This is a genomic window from Carboxylicivirga sp. M1479, from assembly GCF_007097485.1.
Lineage (GTDB): Bacteria > Bacteroidota > Bacteroidia > Bacteroidales > Marinilabiliaceae > Carboxylicivirga.
Genome location: NZ_VKDE01000022.1, coordinates 127,672 through 146,972 on the forward strand (window position 1 = coordinate 127,672; position 19,301 = coordinate 146,972).

Consider the following 19,301-nt stretch of genomic DNA (forward strand, 5'->3'; position numbering starts at 1 on the left):
TAAAAAACCAAACTATTAATTTAGAAAGATAGATTAAGACCAATAACAACATTCATCCCTAAATCATCGGCAAAGTATCGCATCCGATTCAAATAGTCGCGATAAGACACATTCAATAAATTATCAACCCGAATAAATGAATTGACTTTCATCTGTTTTATTTGATTCTGGGCTGTTAACTGAAAGCCCAGAAGATTATATGCTTCGGGTGGCTCTGTAAAGTCCTGCTCAGGCAAGAGGTGACTTTGTTGATAAACATAACGTTGCGAAATATCTAAACTTAATTTATCAATGAATACGATTTTTTCTTTCGTATAGCGCAGTGAAGTACTAAAACTATTGGAAGGCATATTAATAAGAGGCACATCGTCACTTAAATTATTGCCTCGTAGATAACTATATTGCCCAGAAAATTTAATATTCTCGCTAATGTGATAATGCGCCATTATATCTGCACCAATAATGCTTGCATTAGCCTGCTCGTACTTAAACACGGGAAAAGCACCTCGAATTGTTAGACGAATTTCATCTTGTGGCTGCAGATATATATAATCTTCTATATATTGAGAATAAACAGAAGATTCAATTTGCAATTTCGATGATATGGCTGAATTTATTGAAATACTTCCTTTTATGGCACTTTCTTTTACCAGGTCAGGGTCACCCTCTTCAATACCACCAACACCTTGATGCAAGCCATTACTGTAAAACTCATTGACTTCAGGATTTCGAGATGCAATACCCAAGCTTCCAATTATTTCGGTAGTAGATGAAGTAAAATAACGAGAATCAATACCTATTTTATAACTATGAAAATGATTGTTATAACGAATTATTTCGCGTGGTATTGAATTTGAAATGGCTGCTACATTTTGCATCTGATAATCATACCTACCTCCTATTTGCAAATACCATCTTTTTATATGTTTTGAAAACGTGGCGAACGATCCCATTTCATAGGAATAATAATCTGGTATTAATGGTAAAATTCCCGTTTCGGGATCATTACTATTATCAATAAAGTTGAATTGCAAACCCGTTTTTAATCGCCAGGCATTAAAAACAGGCCTTGAGTATTTTGCTTCGATAAAATGAGTAAATTGCTGTAGGCTTAGTGAAGGAACTTCTGACCTCCCCAATCGTTTCACATCATATTCTTTACGATTATTTAATTGTGTTGCATAAACAATATTTACCCAGGTATGATCATCTTTAAAATATTTGGCCTGTAACTTAACAAGATGATGAGCAACCGTTTGTCGTGGAGCATTTATATCGTATGAGAAATAATCATTGGTGTAAAATGGTACATCTCGCTCTAATGCCTCTTCCAAATCGGTTAAATTACCAATGTGAGAACCTCTCAACACCCCAATTTGTGTATTAAAAGAACTCAGCATAGCATCAAGCGACCATCGATCATTGATAACTTTCTCAAGCTGAAGAGCAACATTAGCCTCTTCAATACCTGTATTGGTCAGGTAGTAATCTGCAGCGTGTTGATCGCCTCTTTTCTTAAGTGTTCCATTAACTTTCCAAGCCAAAGTAGGATCATATTTCTGTAAAGCTAAATTAACGCCATTACCCCGCCCATTCGATTCAAAAAAATAGCCTGCTTTACCCGATAACAGATGATGTCTTCTGATGGGTTTAGCTTCGACCAACACCATGTTACCTAGTGATCGACCTTGATACTCCATGGCATGCACACCACTTATAACAGAAATTGTATTGGCTACAATGGGATCAATCTCCGGACTGTGATCATTCCCCCATTGCTGCCCACTTTGAGCAACACCGTTATTTAATATGGGAAGTCTATTTCCATACAAGCCCTGAACAACAGGTTTTGCAATTCCACCTCCACTCTTTAAAGAGCTGACGCCAGATAATGATTCCAACATATTTGCTAAACTTTCGTTTACATCATACTGAATCTGTTCATCACCTATGCGCTGACTCAACCTTTCGGTTGCCGACAACCATCCTGCTGTAACCGTAACATCATTTATTTTTTTACTGTCTGCAATTAATTCCACTACAATTGACTGATCATTCGATACAGACACCAAGTTTTCATACACTTCATATCCTAAAAAACTAACAGTTAAAGTGAATGAGGTATCACATACATGTGAAATAACAAATATACCTGCGTCATTAGTTACAGCTCCCTTTGAATATTCGCTAATCAGAACACTGGCATATGGGATTTCTTCGCCCGTTTGTGCATCTCGTACAACTCCTGTAATTAAATGATTACATTCTTGTGATACGGTGGATGATGCAAATAGTGAAAAAAGAAAAATTAAAAAAAACTTACTGTACATCAATTTCAAATATTACTTCAATATCTGTTTCTCCTCCTGCATTTGTAATATCTCCATCAGCCACACCATCTGCGAATTTATCTGGTTCATGACGTAAAATAATCTTTAACACCCCAGTTCCCTCACCCTGGGTTGCCAATTGTGTTTTTATTCCTAATGGGTTGCCATTCATATCTGAATCTGAATACAAAACTTGTAGGTCATTTACCGTAGAGGTAAAGAAGAATTGATGATCTTCAGCTTCCTCCAAAATCTCATCCGTTATATTATGCACTGGTTCTTCTAGTTCGTTTAATAGTTCCATGGCACCAGTATACCTTGTGTTAGCCTTTAATAATCCTTTTGAAATTATTGGAGAATTACCATTGTCGCCATCTAAATCTTTAAACGATAATACAACAGTTTCTCCAACTCCTACAGGACTTAAGGTATAAATCAAACTCGTTATTAGCTCCTCTTCATGCGGGATTATAGGATCATCCTTTTCACAAGATGTCAATGCTATAAATGCAATTACTAGTCCTGCCAAGTAAATAGATGTGCTCTTCATCAGTTAATGTTTATTTGATTAGTATTTGCAAAAGTAACAAACTTAATGCAACAATGTTGCATTAAGTTTGGATTAAAAAACACCTCCACATCCTAAATACCTCATTACATACCATTTAAATCACTCAACAATTAATTAATTCACTTAAAGCAATAGTTTAAAATCATGACAAAGACTTCTATAATTAGATACAACACACACTGTTTTTTTTCTTATTTTTGCACACTTATATAATAATTCCAATGCTTTAGCGGTATTGGAAATAATGTAGAAACGAAGAAAGACAAATACAATTATGGAAATTGCTAGCAAGTACAACCCTTCTGCAACCGAAGACAAGTGGTATAAGTATTGGATGGACAATGAATTTTTTAAATCGGTTCCCGACGAGCGCGAACCATACACCATTGTCATTCCGCCACCGAACGTCACCGGCGTCCTGCACATGGGACACATGCTTAACAATACCATTCAGGATATATTAATTCGTCGTGCTCGCATGATGGGTAAAAATGCCTGCTGGGTACCAGGAACTGACCATGCCTCAATTGCTACTGAAGCAAAAGTTGTGAACAAGTTAAAGGGCGAAGGCATCAACAAAACAGATTTAACACGCGATAATTTCTTAGATCACGCGTGGGAATGGACTGATAAACACGGTGGCATAATTCTGGAACAACTTAAAAAACTTGGTGCCTCATGTGACTGGGACCGCACGTGTTTTACCTTGGACGAGGAACGCAGTGATGCCGTTATTAAAGTATTTATAGAGCTATATGAAAAGGGATTAATTTACCGTGGAATTAGAATGGTAAATTGGGATCCTAGTGCTTTAACTGCCTTATCTGATGAAGAAGTTATTTACAAGGAAGTTGAGTCAAAACTGTACTATCTAAGATATCAGATTGAAGGTAGTGATGAGTTTGTAACCATTGCTACTACCCGACCAGAAACAATTTTGGGAGATACTGCTGTTTGTGTTAACCCTAATGACGATCGCTTCAAGCATTTAAAAGGGAAACGTGTTATTGTTCCGCTTATTAACCGATCAATTCCTATTATTGAAGATGAGTATGTTGATATGGAATTTGGTACTGGTTGCCTAAAAATTACTCCATCGCACGATATTAATGACTACGAAATTGGCATGCGCCATAACCTGGAAAGCATTGATATTTTAAATGACAATGGAACACTTAGTGAAGCTGCTCAGCTATATGTAGGTAAAGATCGATTTGATGTTCGTGAAGAAATTGAAGCTGATCTTCAAAAAGCAGGTAACCTGGTTAAAATCGAAAACTACACGAATAAAGTGGGTTGCTCTGAACGAACAGGTGCGGTAATTGAACCTAAATTATCAACTCAATGGTTCTTAAAAATGCAGGAAATGGCCAGTACTGCATTAGACGCTGTTATGAGTGACGAAGTTGAATTTCATCCTAAGAAATTTAAAAACGTCTACCGTCATTGGATGGAAAATGTGAAAGACTGGTGTATTTCGCGTCAGTTATGGTGGGGACACCGCATACCTGTTTATTACTTATCGAATGGCGAGTTTGTTGTTGCTGAAAATGACGAAAAAGCCTTAGCAGCCGCAAAAGAAAAAACTGACAACGCCGAACTAACAATGGCCGACCTTAAACAAGATGAAGATGTACTGGATACTTGGGCATCATCTTGGTTATGGCCAATTTCGGTATTTGATGGTTTTGGCGATGACAAAACAGAAATCGATTATTACTACCCAACAAATGATTTAGTAACAGGTCATGACATCATATTCTTTTGGGTAGCTCGTATGATTATGGCTGGTTACGAGTTTAAAGGTAAACTACCATTTAAAAATGTATACTTCACTGGCATGGTACGCGATAAACAAGGTCGTAAAATGTCGAAGCAGTTGGGTAACTCACCTGATCCTTTAGATTTGATGAAGCAATATGGTGCTGATGGTGTTCGAGTTGGAATGCTACTATGCTCACCTGCTGGAGGAGACCTTTTATTTGATGACAGCTTAACTGAGCAAGGAAGAAATTTCGCCAATAAAATATGGAATGCTTTCCGTTTGGTAAAAGGTTGGGAAATTGATACTACAATTGAACAGCCAGAATCGGCCAAACAAGCAATTGAATGGTTTGATGCTAAGTTAGATCAGACCATTGAAACCATGAACAGCCATTTTGACAAGTATCGTATTTCGGATGCTTTAATGACTGTCTATACCGTATTTTGGCAAGAGTTCTCATCGTGGTATCTTGAAGCTGTTAAACCAGCTTACCAAAAGCCATTGGATGCAGCTACTTACAAAGCAACAAGCGAATTCTTCGATAAATTACTTCGCATTCTTCACCCGTTTATGCCATTCTTATCGGAAGAATTATGGCAAGCACTTGAAGAACGCAAAGAAGGCGAAAGCATCATGATTTCAGATATGCCAACTGTCAAAGGACTTGACTTAAGCATCATTGATCAATTTGAGATGCTAAAAGAAGGTGTTGGTGGCGTTCGTACTATTCGTAAAGAAAAAAACATCCCAATAAAAGATGCTCTTTCACTGAGCATACTTGAAGGCGACGGTTTCTCAGCTAAATTTAATGCAGTATTGAGTAAGTTGGCCAACCTAAACGAGCTTAATATGGTAAGCGAAAAGGTTGAAGGCGCTATCTCATTTATGGTGCGAACCAGTGAGTATTTTGTTCCTATGGATGGTTTAATTGATGTAGATGCTGAAATTGCCAAATTAGAAAAAGAGTTAGCTCACCAACAAGGTTTCTTAAAAGGTGTGATGAAAAAACTGGGTAATGAACGCTTTGTTGGAAGTGCACCTGAAGCTGTTGTAGCCAAAGAGAAACAAAAACAAGCCGATGCTGAAGCCAAAATTAAAACTTTAACGGACAGTATTGCTAATTTAAAAAAGTAGAAAATAACAGATTACATAACTAGAAAGCCAGCTTCATCGCTGGCTTTTTTGTTGATATAAATCCCAATTTTCAAAAAAAACCGTTCATTTCAGCACTACTGCCCAAATGAACGGTTAAATATTTTTTTGAAATACTATTAGTCCATCGCTTTTAAGCTCAAATCAAGGCTTTTAATATGATGAGTTAAAGCCCCAACTGAAATGTAATCAACACCACACTCTGCATAGTCGCGCAAGGTATCAATTGTTATACCTCCAGAAGATTCTGTTTCAACACGCCCATTAATAAATTCAACAGCTTTGCGTGTTTCTTCAACCGAAAAGTTATCCAACATAACACGCTGAATACCGCCTACACGTAATACTTCTTCCAGTTCACTCCAGTCACGTACCTCTACCTCTATCTTTAAATCTTTACCTTTCTCAGTAAGATAATTCTTGACTTTTAGTACAGCTTTCTCAATGCCACCAGCAAAATCAATATGGTTATCTTTAAGCATTACCATATCGTATAATCCCATTCGATGATTAACTCCTCCACCCAATCGTACTGATTCCTTTTCAAGATAACGCATTCCTGGAGTTGTTTTACGAGTATCTAAAACACGGGTTTGAGTACCCTCAAGTCGAGCAACATATTCGGCTGTTCGAGTAGCAATTCCACTCATGCGCTGCATTACATTCAAAACTAATCTCTCGGCTTGCAGTAAAGACCAAACCTTCCCAGTGACATGCATTATGATATCACCCTTTTTAATGGCACTACCATCTTTAATGTGTATTTCAGTTTTGATGCCTGAATCAATTTTAGCAAAAATACGCAGAGCAATTTCTACTCCTGCTAAAATTCCATCTTCTTTGGCAAGCATAAACATTTTACCTTGTTCCGATTCTGGTATACAAGATTGCGATGAGTGATCACCATCACCAATATCTTCTCGGATGGTGGTATCAATAAATTGATCGATTAATTGATTAATCATTGTTTTTCAATTCTAATCTGATGGATATATATTTTTCCGCCATTCAACTTTGTTAAAAATGTGAATCGATAGCGGCCATTTGATGCATAATAATTAGCAATTGCAAAAGATGCCTTATCTTTTTTAACCTGATGAATTAATTGAAATTCAGTAACAGGATGCTTTTCAACAAAGTCTTTCAACACCATTTCAGCCTGTTTCTTACTATAAACGGCTGTTTTTGTAGGAAGAATTATTTCAATTTGATCGTTAAAAGAAGCTGAAAGCTTATTGGTATCTCCATTTTTCACAGCCATAATTACACCATCGGGCAATGCTGCAGTTTGCTGAGCATCTACACTTGTTGTAAAAGTAACTAATAAAAAAAGAGTTATTATAAATTTGAATGGTATCATCATATCAATTTAGTAGCCTGTATAGTTACAAATATTGAGCCTTTCTATGCCTTTAATTTAAAAAAGCACTCATACTCAATAATCTTTCTGAATACACTAAAAATAAATATTCACACATTACTTTTACAACAAAAATAGGTGTTTAGCTTAATTTAGCTACCTTTTTAAGATTTAAATTTAGCAATTGAAACGAAAAGATAGATTGGCATGAAAATAATATTACTTGTAATTGGTAAAACAGATGATGCGTATTTGAAAACTGGCATTGAAAAGTTTGAAAAACGACTCAAACACTATCTTCCCTACGAAATGAAAGTAATACCTGACCTTAAAAAAACCAAAAACCTTTCCACATCACAGCAAAAAACACAAGAAGGGCAATTGATAGTACAGAATTTCAATCCTGGAGATTTCTTTGTTTTACTCGATGAAAATGGCAAAAACTACAGTTCCATTGAATTTTCTAAAATGATTGAACAGCGTATGGTATCGGGCTTAAAACGCCTTGTATTTGTTATTGGAGGCCCATATGGTTTCTCTGATGAAGTATATGCAAAAGCCCATTCAAAAATAAGTTTATCCAAGATGACATTTTCACATCAGATGGTTCGTCTCATTTTCACCGAACAACTATACAGGGCTATGACTATATTAAAAAATGAACCCTATCATCACGAGTAATTTATAATGGCGTTTTTTTATCTTTAGTCAATTAAAACATACGTATATGTCGCCTCAGTTAACCAAGTTTTACGCTTCAATTATTATTGCAATAACCCTATTTGCAATAGGAAAGTTTATTGAAACAAATTTTGACCATGCCTACACACACGACGCAGATACGTATGCGATTCAAAACACCATAAAAGATCAACAAAACACCCTAATAAGTAAGACCAATAGTAATAAACACCTTATATCACTCAACGAGTCTTTATTATGGGCTTCAATGGATTCGCTTTCTGGTGATGACATATATTATTACCTGTACAAAGACTCTTTACTACACGCTTGGTCGAGCCATATTGTCCCCCTCGACAGTATTAAAGAAAATACACAATCGCTTATTCACCTAAGCAATGGATGGTATTTAAAGCATTTAATCCAGGAGAAAGAATACACCTTGGTTGGCATCAGCCGAATTAAAGATGAATATGCATACCAAAATAAATTCCTAAAAAATAAGTTTTCAGGTGATTTCACCATTACTCATCAACCAACAATTGTAATTGATTCAACCGCCAGCGAGCACCATATCTATGATATTCATGATCAGTATTTATTGTCCTTAAAATATGAAAATCATGACATTGTGCCTTTAATAGCGATTTTGGCGTTTAGCTTATACCTGGTTAGTTTTATAATTCTAACGCTGTTGGCAATAAAGGTTCTTACTCTTTTAAAAAACAGAAGCTGGAGTAACTATTTACTTATTGGAGTGGTTATATACTACTCAATACTCTGCTTGCTTTTTGAAAACTATGCCATTCCAAACGACTTTTCTATTTATCCAGTATTTTCACCAATTACCTTTGCTGTTTCTGAGTGGCTATCTTCCCTTGGTAGTTTAATTATCCTAAGTTTTTTCTTTCTCGCATTTGCATATGGTTTTTACCGCTACTTTAAGACACCTACAGTCTTCAGTACAAACGGTAATAAAGTTCATCAATATTTGCTCTACTTTAGTCTTGTATTTTTTGTTCTTAGCTTGTTTTACTCATCTAACATATTGATTGAGCTCATCGTTACGAACTCGTCTCAAGCATCTATCTTCTTTAATATTGAGGACTTAAACATTACTGCTTTTATTAAAGTTTTGGTGATATGTAATAACTTCATAGCTATCATTTTCATCTATGAGCGATTGGTTGTCAACATTAAAGATCACATTTCTGTTTTACAACTATTCATAATCAGTTCAATTGCTTTTGTTTGTTTATACGGGGTTAGCTATTTTATCAATCAATCAACATCAGAAATATATTTTCCATTATTTCTCATAATTGGTGCAATACTATACAAGGCCCATCGAAATAGTGCCAACGGAATTACCTATAGCTCCTTTATTTGGGTCATTTTTATTTCATCTATTTATGCCGTAACGGTACTTTATTGGCACAATACAGAAAAAGAAGAAAGCAATCGATTATTATTGATCGATAACCTCTCATATCAATTAACTCGAGAGTCGGATCCTGTGGCCGAAATGTATTTATCAGATATTGAAGATAAGCTAGCGAAAGATAAAACGCTTATTGAAATGCTTCTACAAGATGAAGACAATAACGATGCTGTGCGTAGTTATTTGGAAAAAACCTATTTTTACGGCTATTGGAAACGATATGATATTGAGGTTGTTATTTGTTGGAAAGAGGCTCCTCTATACATAGAAGACAAAGACATTACGACAAATTGTTATCAGTTTTTTGACTCTTTATTAAGCAATCAGGGCCGTTTAGTGGATGCTTGCGAAAACTTCTACTTTTTAAATAATAATAACGGTCAGATAAGTTATTTTGGTCGTATCCCTTTTATGGCAGATAACCCCAACCTTGAAACGACCTTATACTGCGAGATAAATTCAACTCCTAGTTTTTCTGGTCTAGGTTACCCTGAACTCCTCCAGAACAATCAAGAGCAAATGAATAATGCAATCTATAAAGAATATTCATTTGGCAAATACATCAATAACAAGCTAGTTAAGAAGTTTGGTAATCATCAATATCCAATTTCATTTAGTCTGCCAGAAACAGCATTGCAGCAAAAAACAAATATCGAACAAGAAGATATGCTGCATCTGGTTTATCCAATTGATGAGAATACGAAATTAGTATTAAGCAGGCCACGAATAAAAATCATCTATCTATTAAAATCATTTTCAACGTTTGCCTTATTCTTCTTCATTATAACTGCACTTATATTTCTCATTTCGCGTCATCATCAAAGTACAAGAAGTGCATTTTCAATACAGGAAAAAATTCAAATTGCCTTTGTAAGCTTAATGATATTTATCCTTTTAGTAATGGGTGTGAGTTCTGTCTTTTATTCCATCCATCAGTTTAGAGAAAAAAATAATCAGATGCTTTCTCAACGCATTCGATCGGTTTTACAAGAGATGGAACAGAAAATCATCAATGAACCAGAGTTGGATGAAAGTATGCATGATTACTTGCAATACCTTATGCAAAAATTCTCCAATGTTTTTTACAGTGATATTAATTTGTATAATACTAACGGACAATTACTAGCAACTTCAAGGCCTGAGCTATACCAGCAAGGTCTTTCTGGTGAAATGATGAATACGCAGGCCTATTATCAACTTAAACATAAAAAGAAAATTGAATACATACACCAGGAGCGCATTGGAGAATTACATTTCACGTCAGCATATGTTCCCATCTATAATTATGAACATGAAACATTGGCCTACCTTAACCTCCCATATTTTATAGGTAATAATGAACTTAAAACAGAAATATCATCACTTATAGTTGCGGTTATAAATGCATACTTACTTTTTGTATTGTTTGCAATTGGTGTTGCGGTACTTATTTCGCGCCGAATAACACGTCCATTATATTTAATTCAGGATCGTTTAGCTCAAATACGAATAGGCAAATACAATCAAAAAATTGGTTACAAAGGAAATGATGAAATTGGAAATTTAGTAAAAGAGTACAACAGGATGGTTGACGAGATTTCTGAAAGTGCTGAAAAGCTAGCTAAATCGGAACGTGAGATGGCGTGGCGCGAAATGGCGAAACAAATTGCCCATGAAATAAAAAATCCTTTAACGCCAATGAAGTTAAATGTGCAGTACCTTACTAAAGCTTGGGAAAGTCAGCGTGAAGATTTCGATAACTTCCTTAATCGTGTTTGTAAAACACTTATCGAACAGATTGATCAATTGCACATTATCGCCAATGAATTTTCAAATTTTGCAAAAATGCCACAAGCCCAACGAGGTAAAGTTAATTTAATCGACAAGGTTAATAACACGGTTGCCCTTTTTGAAAAATCATCACCCAAAATACATTTTAATACAATCATTAATTCAAGTCATGAGCTCATTTTTGCTGATCCGGATCAAATGATTAGTGTATTAAATAACGTTATAAAAAATGCTGTTCAATCAATTCCGAATGAGCGAGATGGTACTATTAATATTACTGTAAAAACCGTTAATAAAAATATTACAGTATCGATATCTGATAATGGTAGAGGAATGAATGAAGATGTGAAGAATAAAATTTTCATGCCTAATTTTACAACAAGATCAAGCGGCATGGGACTTGGCTTGGCAATTGTTAAAAACATAGTAAAAAATAGTGGTGGACAAATATCCTTTGAAACAAAAGAACATGTTGGCACCACTTTCTTTATCAGCTTCCCTATTTATGAGGGTGATTAATTCCTATTAATTTAGGAGATATCGTCCATTTGAATAATATTATTTAAAATAGCATAAACCGTTAAACCCGAAACAGTTTTAATACCAAGCTTGCGCGTAATATTTTTTCTGTGGGAAATTACCGTATGGGTACTTATAAACGTTTTTTCAGCAATTTCTTTGTTAGTAAGACCTATAGCTACCTCTTTAAGAATATCCTTTTCTCGTGGACTTAATTCCTCGGTATCCAATTCATCACTCAAATTTCTTACACGTTTTAGAATAGTGTCAAACTTATTTAATAAAATATCCTTAGAATCTAATATTGATACTTGCTCCATGGGTGCTCCAATTGGAAGTGGCGTATTAAAAATATGAACAACAATTGCTTCATCCTTTTTAATTTTCAACATTCTATGCATGGTTTCCAATTTAAGAAACGATGTGTTAATTAGAAGAATATCAGGAGAAAACTCTTCTATAACTGAACAGCATTCCTCCTCTTCATGAACGATACGTACATTCTCAACGTCTTGAAAGGTTTTAACTAAGCTTAATAGGCCTAACGCAATAACATGAGAACTCTCAGCAATTACTAATTTAGCCATTATCTTAGGTTTTGTTTTGAATGCAATTCGTTTTCCATCTCTTTAACGAGTGGATATAAAACATTTTCTTCTAATTCAGCGTGATCTAACAAATCACGTTCAAGCCTGAAAATATCAAATATTAAATTATTATAAAGACAATTCGTAACTGGCGGAGGTAAATACTTTAGCAAGATACTTTTTAAATCAAAAAGGGTTTCTTCGATACTACTATGCTCATCATGAAACTCTGAAATTGAAGGCAGCTTATCTCGTCTTGGAGAATCAAAATTATCAGATTTTAAAATATCACTAAGTTCCAAAATATACGGAAATACACTTTTTTCTTCCTGTTCAATATGCGAATTAAACTCCCTTATATACTTTCTAAAAAAGTCTAAAAGCAGAGCAATATTCTTCTCATTAATATCTACTTGCTTTTCGAAATTCTTAATCTGACGTTCAATCTCAGGGATTCTATAATCTACATAACATCGATGGGCATTCATTAGATATTGAATAATCCAATCAACCGGAAAATTCCTGAATTTTTTGAAATCTAAAAATTCCTTATCATGAAATGAATTGGCAATGTGTAAGAAAAAATCTAAATCTACATTATTTATGTTACACACTTCTTTTACTGTTCTCTCACGAAAACCTAAAGGTATGTTGAGTCGTTGAATAACCGCTAATAATTGAATATCGTGCTGAACAACATCAACCATTTTTAAATCACCTGTAATCTGCATATAAGTTAAAATTTGCTCAAAAATACCTATTTATTTAGAATTAATAAAAATTAGGAAGTAGAAATGTGAACACAAAGAATATAAACGCAAAAAATCCGATACTCTTTCGAATATCGGATTTCTCTAAAAAAAGGCGGCGACCTACTCTCCCACTTCTACGCAGTACCATCGGCGCTATCAGGCTTAACTTCTCTGTTCGGAATGGGAAGAGGTGGAACCCTGATGCAATAACCACCTAAATATTGTTATTAACANGAATATCGGATTTCTCTAAAAAAAAGGCGGCGACCTACTCTCCCACTTCTACGCAGTACCATCGGCGCTATCAGGCTTAACTTCTCTGTTCGGAATGGGAAGAGGTGGAACCCTGATGCAATAACCACCTAAATATTGTTATTAACATATCGGCACAAAACAAAATCATATCCACCTAACTAAAATGTGGTCAATTATTCTACAAAGAGAAAAATCTCTTGAAAGCTTCGGGTAATTAGTACTGCTCGGCTATGATGTCACCACCTTTACACCTGCAGCCTATCAACGTCATCGTCTCTAACGTCCCTTAATGGAAATCTCATCTTGAAGCAGGCTTCGTGCTTAGATGCTTTCAGCACTTATCCCTTCCAAACTTAGCTACCCAGCGATGCTCCTGGCGGAACAACTGGTGCACCAGCGGTTTGTCCAACGCGGTCCTCTCGTACTAACGTCAGGCCTTCTCAAATTTCCTACGCCCACAACAGATAGGGACCGAACTGTCTCACGACGTTCTGAACCCAGCTCGCGTGCCACTTTAATGGGCGAACAGCCCAACCCTTGGGACCTTCTCCAGCCCCAGGATGTGACGAGCCGACATCGAGGTGCCAAACCGCTCCGTCGATATGAGCTCTTGGGAGCGATCAGCCTGTTATCCCCGGAGTACCTTTTATCCTTTGAGCGATGGCCCTTCCATGCGGAACCACCGGATCACTATGCTCTACTTTCGTACCTGCTCGGCTTGTCGGCCTCACAGTCAAGCGCGCTTATACCATTATACTCTACAGACGGTTACCAATCGTCTTGAGCGCACCTTTAGAAGCCTCCGTTACTCTTTTGGAGGCGACCACCCCAGTCAAACTACCCACCAAACGGTGTCCCTGTAAACAGGTTAGGCTCCAGATAAGCAAAGGGACGTATTTCAAGGGCGACTAACTTACACCTAGCGATGCAAGATCAAAGTCTCCGTCCTATCCTACACATTACTTACCCAAAACCAACGTTAAGCTGCAGTAAAGGTTCACGGGGTCTTTCCGTCCCGTTGCGGGTATCCGGCATCTTCACCGGAACTACAATTTCACCGAGCTCATGGCTGAGACAGTGCCCAGATCGTTGCACCATTCGTGCAGGTCGGAACTTACCCGACAAGGAATTTCGCTACCTTAGGACCGTTATAGTTACGGCCGCCGTTTACCGGGGCTTCATTTCAATGCTTCACCGAAGTTAACATCTCCACTTAACCTTCCGGCACCGGGCAGGTGTCAGGCCTTATACATCATCTTTCGATTTAGCAAAGCCATGTGTTTTTGATAAACAGTCGCCTGGGCCATTTCTCTGCGGCTCACATTACTGTGAGCACTCCTTCTCCCGAAGTTACGGAGTTAATTTGCCTAGTTCCTTAGCCATGAATCACTCGAGCGCCTTAGTATACTCAACCCAACTACGTGTGTCCGTTTACGGTACGAGCCGCAATACTTGCTTTTCTTGGAACCGGTTACTTACTTTCGCTTCGTCCGTAGACTAGGCTCAACGTACTATTCCGTCAGTACGTAAGCATCTGGCCAATCCGTCACTTTCATTGTATTGCAGGTACAGGAATATTAACCTGTTTGCCATCCACTACCCCTTTCGGGTTCGCGTTAGGTCCCGACTAACCCTGATCCGATTAGCGTTGATCAGGAAACCTTGGTCTTTCGGCGTGGAGGTTTCTCACCCCCATTATCGTTACTTATGCCTACATTTGCTTTTCTAAACAGTCCACTGTGACTCACATCTTCAGCTTCAACCCAGTTTAGAATGCTCCCCTACCACTGTAATAAATTACAATCCATAGCTTCGGTAGTATGTTTATGCCCGATTATTATCCATGCATTACCGCTCGACTAGTGAGCTGTTACGCACTCTTTAAATGAATGGCTGCTTCCAAGCCAACATCCTAGCTGTCTAAGCAGTAAAACCGCGTTTGGTCAACTTAACATACATTTGGGGACCTTAGCTGATGGTCCGGGTTCTTTCCCTTTCGGACATGGACCTTAGCACCCATGCCCTCACTCCTATTCATCATTATACAGCATTCGGAGTTTATCAGGAGTTGATAGGCGATGAAGCCCTCGCGTCCTATCAGTAGCTCTACCTCTGTATAACTAAAATAAGGCTGCACCTAAATGCATTTCGGGGAGTACGAGCTATTTCCAAGTTTGATTGGCCTTTCACCCCTACCCACAATTCATCCAAAGACTTTTCAACGTCAACTGGTTCGGTCCTCCACTGTGTGTTACCACAGCTTCAACCTGATCATGGGTAGATCACTTGGTTTCGCGTCTAGCGCAGCTAACTTTATCGCCCTATTCAGACTCGCTTTCGCTTCGGCTCCGACCCTGAAAGTCTTAACCTTGCTAACTACGACTAACTCGTAGGCTCATTATGCAAAAGGCACGCTGTCACGGATTAAATCCGCTCCAACCGCTTGTAGGCGCACGGTTTCAGGTACTTTTTCACTCTTCTGTTCGAAGTGCTTTTCACCTTTCCCTCACGGTACTGGTTCACTATCGGTCTCTCAGGAGTATTTAGCCTTAACGGATGGTCCCGCCAGATTCATACAGGATTTCTCGTGTCCCGCACTACTCAGGATACTCGTCTCGCACAGAACCTTACGTATACCGGACTATCACCGTCTNTGGTCGCTCTTTCCAAAGCGTTCTACTTCGTTTCTATTTGATTATACAAGTCCTACAACCCCATAATTGCCTAAACAATTATGGTTTGGGCTAATTCCCGTTCGCTCGCCGCTACTTAGGAAATCACTTTTGTTTTCTCTTCCTCCGGGTACTTAGATGTTTCAGTTCCCCGGGTTTGCCTCTATTGCTAGATACTATGTCTTCAACATAGTGGGTTGCCCCATTCAGAAATCTACGGATTAATAGTTATTTGCACTTCCCCGTAGCTTATCGCAGCTTATCACGTCTTTCTTCGCCTCTGAGAGCCTAGGCATTCCCCGTACGCCCTTATCTACTTTCTTTTACACACACCTAGTTGGTGTTTATGATTTTATTTTGTGTTGCCAATATGTCAAAGATCTTTTAGCTTTTCAGTTCCTAAGGCTCTATTCTTAGTCCCCTTTTGTCAGCTTAGTGATATATTCAGAATCGAACTGAATTAAATAACCATTATATCTGTCTTTCAATAAATAAATACTAATAATACCTTTGTATTAATAGAAATGAAAAAAATGTGGAGAATATCGGAGTCGAACCGATGACCTCCTGCGTGCAAGGCAGGCGCTCTAGCCAGCTGAGCTAATCCCCCATAATTTTAGACTCTTAGATTTTTAGATGTGAGACTTAGAGATTTTCATCTAATAATCTATTATCTAATTTCTATTTGTCTAGTAATGGTAGTCCCGGGCAGACTTGAACTGCCGACCCCTACATTATCAGTGTAGTGCTCTAACCAACTGAGCTACGGGACTGTTGCAGTGTCTCCCCGTTAGATTATTAGACNAGCTTAGTGATATATTCAGAATCGAACTGAATTAAATAACCATTATATCTGTCTTCAATAAGTAAATACTAATAATACCTTTGTATTAATAGAAATGAAAAAATGTGGAGAATATCGGAGTCGAACCGATGACCTCCTGCGTGCAAGGCAGGCGCTCTAGCCAGCTGAGCTAATCCCCCATAATTTTAGACTCTTAGATTTTTAGATGTGAGACTTAGAGATTTTCATCTAATAATCTATTATCTAATTTCTATTTGTCTAGTAATGGTAGTCCCGGGCAGACTTGAACTGCCGACCCCTACATTATCAGTGTAGTGCTCTAACCAACTGAGCTACGGGACTCTAGCAGTGTCATCTTATCCCTTTGTGGATTACTTGACGCTGTAATATATGAATAGTACTAAAAGGTAAAAAGTGAGTCTAAAATCTCACTATAAAAATAATCTCCAGAAAGGAGGTGTTCCAGCCACACCTTCCGGTACGGCTACCTTGTTACGACTTAACCCTAGTTACCAGATTTACCCTAGGCCGCTCCTTGCGGTCACAGACTTCAGGTACCCCCGGCTTCCATGGTTTGACGGGCGGTGTGTACAAGGCCCGGGAACGTATTCACCGCGCCATGGCTGATGCGCGATTACTAGCGAATCCAGCTTCACGAAGTCGGGTTGCAGACTTCGATCCGAACTGAGACCGGTTTTTGAGATTCGCATCCTATCACTAGGTAGCTGCCCTCTGTACCGACCATTGTAACACGTGTGTAGCCCTGGACGTAAGGGCCGTGCTGATTTGACGTCATCCACACCTTCCTCGCGGTTTACACCGGCAGTCTTGTTAGAGTGCCCACCATTATGTGCTGGTAACTAACAACGTGGGTTGCGCTCGTTATGGGACTTAACCCGACACCTCACGGCACGAGCTGACGACAACCATGCAGCACCTTGTAAACTGTCCGAAGAAAACTCTATCTCTAAAGCTGTCAGAATACATTTAAGTCCAGGTAAGGTTCCTCGCGTATCATCGAATTAAACCACATGTTCCTCCGCTTGTGCGGGCCCCCGTCAATTCCTTTGAGTTTCATTGTTGCCAACGTACTCCCCAGGTGGATAACTTAATGCTTTCGCTTTGTCGCTTACGGTCTATTGCAAACAACTAGTTATCATCGTTTACGGCGTGGACTACCAGGGTATCTAATCCTGTTCGATCCCCACGCTTTCGTGCATCAGCGTCAGTAACAGTTTAGTAAGCTGCCTTCGCAATCGGTGTTCTGTGTTATATCTAAGCATTTCACCGCTACACAACACATTCCGCCTACCTCAAATGTACTCAAGAATAACAGTATCAAAGGCAATTTTATGGTTGAGCCACAAACTTTCACCCCTGACTGATTATTCCGCCTACGCACCCTTTAAACCCAATGAATCCGGATAACGCTCGCATCCTCCGTATTACCGCGGCTGCTGGCACGGAGTTAGCCGATGCTTATTCATATGGTACCGGCAAATACCTACACGTAGATATATTTCTTCCCATATAAAAGAAGTTTACAACCCATAGGGCAGTCTTCCTTCACGCGACATGGCTGGTTCAGACTTGCGTCCATTGACCAATATTCCTCACTGCTGCCTCCCGTAGGAGTCTGGTCCGTGTCTCAGTACCAGTGTGGGGGACCTTCCTCTCAGAACCCCTAGACATCGTTGCCTTGGTAAGCTGTTACCTTACCAACTAGCTAATGTCACGCATGACCATCTTATACCACCGGAGTTTTAATATTTAAGTGATGCCACTTTAATATATTATGGGGTATTAATCCGAATTTCTTCGGGCTATCCCCCAGTACAAGGTAGGTTTCATACGCGTTACGCACCCGTGCGCCGGTCGTCAGCGGAAGCAAGCTTCCCTGTTACCCCTCGACTTGCATGTGTTAGGCCTGTCGCTAGCGTTCATCCTGAGCCAGGATCAAACTCTTCGTTGTATAAAAATTTTAAATATCTCTAGATAAATTCTTATAGATCTAATTGACTTCAGATTTTCACTTTTTAACCTTTTCTAATTCATTTCAAATTAGGTACTATCCAATATTTTCAAAGAACTTTTTCCGATTTTCCGGAAGTGTAATTTCAACTGTTTCAACAGTCTAAAATCAATAACGTTAACTCCTCTCGTTTGAAGAGCGGCTGCAAAGGTAAGTCTTATTTTTAATTCAGCAAATAAAAAATGTATTTTTTGAATCTTTTTTTTGAAGCGAAATTCAAGTTACAAACTATCTTTTCTTTTGTCAAAAAATCAACTTACTCAACATGTNCAGGATCAAACTCTTCGTTGTATAAAAATTTTAAATATCTCTAGATAAATTCTTATAGATCTAATTGACTTCAGATTTTCACTTTTTAACCTTTTCTAATTCATTTCAAATTAGGTACTATCCAATATTTTCAAAGAACTTTTTTCCGATTTTCCGGAAGTGTAATTTCAACTGTGTCAACAGTCTAAAATCAATAACATTAACTCCTCTCGTTTGAAGAGCGGCTGCAAAGGTAAGTCTTATTTTTAATTCAGCAAATAAAAAATGTATTTTTTGAATCTTTTTTTTGAAGCGAAATTCAAGTTACAAACTATCTTTTCTTTTGTCAAAAAATCAACT

The 19,301-nt window shown here is 37.9% G+C and carries 9 protein-coding genes, 4 tRNA genes and 4 rRNA genes; 3 read left to right on the plus strand and 14 right to left on the minus strand.

All coding sequences use genetic code 11. From position 1 onward, the window contains the following. Positions 1 to 20: 20 nt before the first annotated feature. Entirely contained in the window at positions 21 to 2,330 is a 2,310-nt protein-coding gene (locus FNN09_RS14280; RefSeq protein ID WP_143303050.1) for a TonB-dependent receptor, read from the minus strand. Further along, positions 2,320 to 2,880 carry a type 1 periplasmic binding fold superfamily protein gene (locus FNN09_RS14285; RefSeq protein ID WP_143303051.1) on the minus strand — a complete coding sequence of 187 codons (561 nt, stop codon included), beginning with the start codon at positions 2,878 to 2,880 and terminating at the stop codon, positions 2,320 to 2,322. Before FNN09_RS14285 ends, FNN09_RS14280 begins: the two co-directional genes overlap by 11 nt. A 295-nt stretch (positions 2,881 to 3,175) precedes the next feature. On the opposite strand from FNN09_RS14285, the gene FNN09_RS14290 reads away from it, so the two are divergent. Then, the gene (locus tag FNN09_RS14290) at positions 3,176 to 5,800 is read left to right on the plus strand and encodes a valine--tRNA ligase (RefSeq protein WP_143303052.1); all 2,625 of its coding nucleotides are present in this window, start codon (positions 3,176 to 3,178) and stop codon (positions 5,798 to 5,800) included. A gap of 137 nt (positions 5,801 to 5,937) precedes the next feature. Here the strand turns inward: FNN09_RS14290 and nadC are convergent, their stop codons facing one another. Beyond that, complete coding sequence (gene nadC, locus FNN09_RS14295) at positions 5,938 to 6,783, minus strand: carboxylating nicotinate-nucleotide diphosphorylase (protein WP_185969016.1); 846 nt, start codon at positions 6,781 to 6,783, stop codon at positions 5,938 to 5,940. Then, positions 6,780 to 7,178: a DUF4783 domain-containing protein gene (locus FNN09_RS14300; protein WP_185969017.1), complete on the minus strand. Its 399-nt coding sequence runs from the start codon at positions 7,176 to 7,178 to the stop codon at positions 6,780 to 6,782. The genes nadC and FNN09_RS14300 overlap by 4 nt, the downstream gene beginning before the upstream one ends. Before the next feature lie 207 nt (positions 7,179 to 7,385). Between FNN09_RS14300 and rlmH the strand changes: the two genes are divergently transcribed. Together rlmH and FNN09_RS14310 are read left to right on the plus strand one after the other, a co-directional pair. Continuing rightward, positions 7,386 to 7,859 carry a 23S rRNA (pseudouridine(1915)-N(3))-methyltransferase RlmH gene (gene rlmH, locus FNN09_RS14305; RefSeq protein WP_143303054.1) on the plus strand — a complete coding sequence of 158 codons (474 nt, stop codon included), beginning with the start codon at positions 7,386 to 7,388 and terminating at the stop codon, positions 7,857 to 7,859. A gap of 46 nt (positions 7,860 to 7,905) precedes the next feature. Beyond that, positions 7,906 to 11,589 (plus strand): ATP-binding protein, encoded by a 3,684-nt coding sequence (locus FNN09_RS14310; protein WP_143303055.1) that lies wholly within the window; start codon positions 7,906 to 7,908, stop codon positions 11,587 to 11,589. Positions 11,590 to 11,600: 11 nt separating this feature from the next. On the opposite strand, the gene FNN09_RS14315 is transcribed toward FNN09_RS14310, so the two are convergent. The 10 genes from FNN09_RS14315 to FNN09_RS14360 form a co-directional block, all read right to left on the minus strand. Further along, positions 11,601 to 12,176: a response regulator transcription factor gene (locus FNN09_RS14315; RefSeq protein ID WP_143303056.1), complete on the minus strand. Its 576-nt coding sequence runs from the start codon at positions 12,174 to 12,176 to the stop codon at positions 11,601 to 11,603. Then, positions 12,176 to 12,907 (minus strand): hemerythrin domain-containing protein, encoded by a 732-nt coding sequence (locus FNN09_RS14320; RefSeq protein ID WP_143303057.1) that lies wholly within the window; start codon positions 12,905 to 12,907, stop codon positions 12,176 to 12,178. The genes FNN09_RS14315 and FNN09_RS14320 overlap by 1 nt, the downstream gene beginning before the upstream one ends. Positions 12,908 to 13,035: 128 nt before the next feature. Continuing rightward, positions 13,036 to 13,146, minus strand: a 5S ribosomal RNA gene (gene rrf / locus FNN09_RS14325). A 37-nt stretch (positions 13,147 to 13,183) separates the two neighbouring features. After that, positions 13,184 to 13,294 (minus strand): 5S ribosomal RNA (gene rrf, locus FNN09_RS14330). 84 nt (positions 13,295 to 13,378) lie between these two features. Further along, positions 13,379 to 16,178 (minus strand): 23S ribosomal RNA (locus tag FNN09_RS14335). A 213-nt stretch (positions 16,179 to 16,391) separates the two neighbouring features. Next, positions 16,392 to 16,465 (minus strand) — tRNA-Ala (locus FNN09_RS14340). 86 nt (positions 16,466 to 16,551) lie between these two features. After that, positions 16,552 to 16,628: transfer RNA gene (locus FNN09_RS14345), tRNA-Ile, on the minus strand. A gap of 137 nt (positions 16,629 to 16,765) precedes the next feature. Further along, positions 16,766 to 16,839, minus strand: a tRNA-Ala gene (locus tag FNN09_RS14350). An 86-nt stretch (positions 16,840 to 16,925) separates the two neighbouring features. After that, positions 16,926 to 17,002, minus strand: a tRNA-Ile gene (locus FNN09_RS14355). A gap of 108 nt (positions 17,003 to 17,110) precedes the next feature. Next, positions 17,111 to 18,632: ribosomal RNA gene (locus FNN09_RS14360) — 16S ribosomal RNA — on the minus strand. The 16S, 23S and 5S rRNA genes sit together here with 4 tRNA genes alongside, the layout of an rRNA operon. Positions 18,633 to 19,301 lie beyond the last annotated feature (669 nt).

What these genes read in the sequence shown, in the direction of transcription:
- FNN09_RS14280 (WP_143303050.1), bottom strand. Translation starts at nt 2,330, where the DNA reads ATGTACAGTAAGTTTTTTTTAATTTTTCTTTTTTCACTATTTGCATCA.
- FNN09_RS14285 (WP_143303051.1), bottom strand. Translation starts at nt 2,880, where the DNA reads ATGAAGAGCACATCTATTTACTTGGCAGGACTAGTAATTGCATTTATA.
- FNN09_RS14290 (WP_143303052.1), top strand. Translation starts at nt 3,176, where the DNA reads ATGGAAATTGCTAGCAAGTACAACCCTTCTGCAACCGAAGACAAGTGG.
- nadC (WP_185969016.1), bottom strand. Translation starts at nt 6,783, where the DNA reads ATGATTAATCAATTAATCGATCAATTTATTGATACCACCATCCGAGAA.
- FNN09_RS14300 (WP_185969017.1), bottom strand. Translation starts at nt 7,178, where the DNA reads ATGATACCATTCAAATTTATAATAACTCTTTTTTTATTAGTTACTTTT.
- rlmH (WP_143303054.1), top strand. Translation starts at nt 7,386, where the DNA reads ATGAAAATAATATTACTTGTAATTGGTAAAACAGATGATGCGTATTTG.
- FNN09_RS14310 (WP_143303055.1), top strand. Translation starts at nt 7,906, where the DNA reads ATGTCGCCTCAGTTAACCAAGTTTTACGCTTCAATTATTATTGCAATA.
- FNN09_RS14315 (WP_143303056.1), bottom strand. Translation starts at nt 12,176, where the DNA reads ATGGCTAAATTAGTAATTGCTGAGAGTTCTCATGTTATTGCGTTAGGC.
- FNN09_RS14320 (WP_143303057.1), bottom strand. Translation starts at nt 12,907, where the DNA reads ATGCAGATTACAGGTGATTTAAAAATGGTTGATGTTGTTCAGCACGAT.